The organism is Aliterella sp. E5.1 (assembly GCF_057473825.1).
In genome coordinates, this window is sequence record NZ_JBYCCV010000183.1 from 1 (window position 1) to 3,934 (window position 3,934).

Here is a 3,934-nt window from a genome sequence, read left to right on the forward strand (position 1 = left end):
GAACATGAATCAATGTTGGAATGGGTTGGTGGTGCGTTTGATCCAGATGCCTTCATCTTGAGTGAAGTTAATCAATTGTTGCAGCAGATTGTTGGGAGTAAGTAATTATAGTCACTACGGCGCAGGGTCTTCAGCCTTAGCGTTGTTTTCGTCGCACTTGCTACTCAAACCCCGAGTACAGCGCTCGGAGGATGGTACGGTTGCGTAGGTTTACTTCCGTAGCAATCATCGCAGCGACTTCTTGCTCTGAAAGTATCCGTTCGTGCAAGCAGTCAGGAGCCTTGGGAGATCGCATTGATAAACCTACATTTTCTGGCAACACGCCAATTTTTAGACCAAAGCTCATGAGGCTTTTTATAGTAGCGATCGCAGTTCGTTGGCTGCTGGGAGATAACCCCGTCATTGTCATCTGCCAGCCCTGGATGTCTGCTAAAGCGACTAAGTGCAGTGGCTTGTTGACAAACTTTAAGAAGCGTCGCGCCGTGCGCCCGTAACGCTCTTGAGTTTGGGGCGACAAGCCGTGTATCCACATTGAAATCAGCCGCTCGGCGGTGTCGCTTGGCTTAACTTCAATAGGGGCAATTGCTTTTGGATCAGATAAAATCATTTCAATATTATCGGGCATTAACAATACAACAATCGACCTAGATGAGTTGTAAGTAGTTTTTCTCGCCCAAGTTCTTGGCGGAGGTAATCGCCTCAAGAACTTGGGATTCAGTTGGCTGAGGTGTTCGGATTAGTATTCAAAAGAGGTTTTTCTTAAACCAAGAGTTTTAGTTACAATTTATGGCTTTAGGCAGATGCCATCCTTCAAGATGTATATATTTTTATTAGGGGTAAATATTAGTAGTCTCTGCTCCACAAGTGGGATATAGGAAAGCAGGATTATGAATCCGTAGGGTGTGCTTGCTACGGATTCATAGCGTAGCAAGCACGATATTCAGCGTCTGAATCTCCTTGCTGATATCAGGGTGAAGAATATTTCCCCAATTAAGATACTAGCTTTCATTAGGAAAATCGAGGCGGATATGTTTAAACAGACATTTAACAACAATTCCAGACCGGACGAAGCTCTATATGACCTCCACCTGTTGAACCTGCAAATAGTCAGTGGAAGCGATTGGACAAAGATTATTAGAGACGAAGCTCAACCCGCTCCTGAGCAGGAGATTCCCAGAAAAGAACCTCGCAGCTTGATGCTAGGTCTGTGTGCATTTGTAGTTTTCTTAACCCTATATATGGGTGCCTTAATTCATCTAGGGCAAAGCATCAAGACAGTTGCAGAACAGGTTGCAATCCAGTACGTTGAACAACACACAGTAAATTATTAAACCAGTCACTAGCTGCTGGACGGAAGGAATCTGAGATAGTAAGAGATGCGATAGCGCAAGCGCGCACGCAGGGCTTCGCTCAGTATTTAGGTAAGACTGACCCCACAGCCGTAAAAGGTGCGCTCTCTGATTTGCAAGAGCGAGTAGCCAGTTTAGAAAGAAAGTTAGCGGGGCTGGGGCGGCATCTTTTCTGATGAATAATTCATCAGAAAAATGCCTTGCGATTGGTGGGGTAGGGCGTTAATTGGCGGAGTTGGATGCGTTTAAAGGAGAACCATGTCAGCAAAAGTAGAGCGACAGAATACTATTACTAGAAAGAATCTTGTTTCTAGCTTGATGATTGGGTTGATTGTTGGATTATTGGCTGGTCTTCCTTTGGGTTGGTTAGCTCACCAGTTCTATGCTGAACGACGGTTAGCTGATGTGTTGTTTTGTCGGGAAAAGAATCGGAACTTGCCTGAAGTTCAAGTTCAGGCAATTTGCGGGTCAAGATTCTAAAGTTAATCGCAATCCATACTTGCCTGACCCCAGTATTTAGGCGGCATCTTTTGGTGGGGTTGACTTCCCGCCATTACTCTTTATTAATCAGAAGGATGGTTTATTAACTTGGTTAATCAAGAGGAAGATTAGCTCGGTTTTAGGGACAAAAGGAATTCATGATTGATGCGCTCGTGTTCTCTCTGGAATGGTTGCTGCGTATTTTTGGGGCTTTCTGGATGATTGGTGGTGCTGTTACCTTTCACCAAGCACTACAAGCAAGCTTCATGGACTCAGCCTTAGAAGCAATAACTCAGGAAAAAGAAGATCGGCTCGTCAGTCGTTTTCTCTTCGTGAGTGCGTTGCTGACCCTGTTGAGTGGTATAGGACTAGCATTAGCCAGGCGCTGGGTTCTTCTTCCTCTCGCTTTGTTGACACTATCCCAGTTCGTATATTTTGCTATCCAGAGAAAACGGTTTACCCAGGCTAAAACGGAAGAGGAGCGCGAGGAAGCACGAATTGCCTCAGCAACTCGCAATGCTTTCGGGGTTTCTCTAGTCGTGTTGAGCGCTGCTCTAATAGGATTGGGGCTTGGGGTGCTGCGATGAATGGACTTTTCTTGACCCGACCCATAGGTGTGTAGATGAAAGTTAAATCGGCAGCACATACTTTTGCCGCAGGGCAGAGAAAACTGACTAGAGCAGCAGTAAAGGGTGTGAGTGGCTATAAAAAGGCAGAAGGAGGAGGAATTGAGGGCAGGTTCACTTACTCATCTTTTTCAAAGCTGCTTCAACTCGCTTTAGTAGCTGATTTATATCCTGTTGGACTGCTTGCAAAATAGGTTCAGGTTCTGGATATAATTTTTGAAAGCGAATTAGTTCTGTTTGTAATCGGCGTAGGGATTTTATAGAGACTTGAGATTCGCCTTGGGCAGAAAGTGTGACATCTGTCCTACTTTCTTCTGCTTCTTCATTCAGGTAGCGCCGGACAGTACGAAGGCTTTTGCCTATAATTACCTCTAATGCCGGACGCAGAGCTTTCTCGCTTTTACCAGGTCTGCCTTTCACATCTACATATCCAGCAGAACGCAATCGCTCTGCTAAAGCGCGAGCTTCGCTTACCGTATAGTCTCTGCGTTTCTCGTTTTCAGCAACCTCCACTTGTAGTGCCAGGTCTGGCTCGGCTTCCGCATCAAAGCCCATAATTCTAACTGGCACTTGGTCAAGGGGAAACAACTTCACATAGACTGACTCTTCAGTTTCTCTAAGTAGCTCGATAGCTGCTTTGCGATGTCCGCCAGCTAACATCTTTCCTCTTGTATCTACTACCAGAGGCTCTAGCAGTCCGAGTACGGCAATTGAGTCAGCTAGATCGCTAACGTGCTGCGCTCTAAGTTCGCGCGTATCGCTTTTTCGCTCCAAGATTTTCCCCAGAGGCATAGCACCCACCGCTACTTCTGCTCTTGCCTCGACTGCTCGGTCTTGAGCTTGGATAGCTGCGCCAGTATTTGTAGCTGCTTCTAGCATTTCTGCCGCCGTTCGTCGTTTAGCTGCCATAGTCACTTTTACCCCGATTAGAAGAATCTACAACCCATGACGCTAAGGCAATTAGTTCCTCTGCTGGGCGCGAGCGCGGTGCGTACTCCATTAAAGGTATTTGCTGCGCTCCAGCGAGCGATAAATTCGTATCTTGATGCACGATAAATTGCTTAATCTCAGGATATTTCTGTGCTAATTGCGGCGGAAAGTTTTTGTCTAAACTTCGCCGTTCGTCAACTTGATCGAGAACTAATGCCCAGCGTTCGGGACCGCGACGCTGCCTTTCTTTGTAGCCTTCTAAGACTCCAATAACGCGACTAGCTCCCAAAATGGCAAAGGGGTGAGCATTAGTGACTACCAGCACGACCCCAGATGCAACCAAACCAAAGCGTTCTAAATTTTCGTTACCAGGTGGACAGTCGAAGATTACTGCGTCATACGGCATAACTTTGATAGCATCTGCCAAATCCTCTGGATGCAGCGATTGAATTGGTTGGCTCGTCAGATTAGGACCGCCAGGGAGTACATACAGTCCCACTCCAGCTTCCAGAGGGTGTGGATGATTACCTGTTAAAAGTTCGGCGGTTC

At 46.3% G+C, this 3,934-nt stretch carries 6 protein-coding genes; 3 read left to right on the plus strand and 3 right to left on the minus strand.

All coding sequences use genetic code 11. From position 1 onward, the window contains the following. Positions 1–160: 160 nt before the first annotated feature. Positions 161–607, minus strand: a complete 447-nt coding sequence (locus AC2VE5_RS24490; protein WP_486890222.1) for a tyrosine-type recombinase/integrase — start codon at positions 605–607, stop codon at positions 161–163. 421 nt (positions 608–1,028) lie between these two features. Here AC2VE5_RS24490 and AC2VE5_RS24495 point away from each other — a divergent pair, with 421 nt between their 5' ends. The 3 genes from AC2VE5_RS24495 to AC2VE5_RS24505 all read left to right on the plus strand — a co-directional run bounded on the left by AC2VE5_RS24495 (position 1,029) and on the right by AC2VE5_RS24505 (position 2,416). After that, a complete protein-coding gene (locus tag AC2VE5_RS24495) occupies positions 1,029–1,331 on the plus strand; it encodes a hypothetical protein (protein ID WP_486890223.1) in 303 nt (100 codons plus the stop codon). 276 nt (positions 1,332–1,607) lie between these two features. Beyond that, positions 1,608–1,829, plus strand: coding sequence for a hypothetical protein (locus AC2VE5_RS24500; protein WP_486890224.1), 222 nt, complete (start codon positions 1,608–1,610; stop codon positions 1,827–1,829). Positions 1,830–1,987: 158 nt separating this feature from the next. After that, positions 1,988–2,416: a hypothetical protein gene (locus AC2VE5_RS24505; RefSeq protein ID WP_486890225.1), complete on the plus strand. Its 429-nt coding sequence runs from the start codon at positions 1,988–1,990 to the stop codon at positions 2,414–2,416. A gap of 153 nt (positions 2,417–2,569) precedes the next feature. On the opposite strand, the gene AC2VE5_RS24510 is transcribed toward AC2VE5_RS24505, so the two are convergent. Both AC2VE5_RS24510 and AC2VE5_RS24515 read right to left on the minus strand, forming a co-directional pair. Beyond that, a complete protein-coding gene (locus AC2VE5_RS24510; protein WP_486890226.1) occupies positions 2,570–3,364 on the minus strand; it encodes a ParB N-terminal domain-containing protein in 795 nt (264 codons plus the stop codon). After that, on the minus strand, positions 3,354–3,934 hold a 581-nt coding region (locus AC2VE5_RS24515), incomplete at its 5' end, for a ParA family protein (protein ID WP_486890227.1). The genes AC2VE5_RS24515 and AC2VE5_RS24510, both read right to left, overlap by 11 nt.

Bases quoted from the DNA above. Each gene is read 5' to 3' on its own strand.
- AC2VE5_RS24490 (WP_486890222.1), bottom strand. From the start codon at position 607: ATGATTTTATCTGATCCAAAAGCAATTGCCCCTATTGAAGTTAAGCCA.
- AC2VE5_RS24495 (WP_486890223.1), top strand. From the start codon at position 1,029: ATGTTTAAACAGACATTTAACAACAATTCCAGACCGGACGAAGCTCTA.
- AC2VE5_RS24500 (WP_486890224.1), top strand. From the start codon at position 1,608: ATGTCAGCAAAAGTAGAGCGACAGAATACTATTACTAGAAAGAATCTT.
- AC2VE5_RS24505 (WP_486890225.1), top strand. From the start codon at position 1,988: ATGATTGATGCGCTCGTGTTCTCTCTGGAATGGTTGCTGCGTATTTTT.
- AC2VE5_RS24510 (WP_486890226.1), bottom strand. From the start codon at position 3,364: ATGGCAGCTAAACGACGAACGGCGGCAGAAATGCTAGAAGCAGCTACA.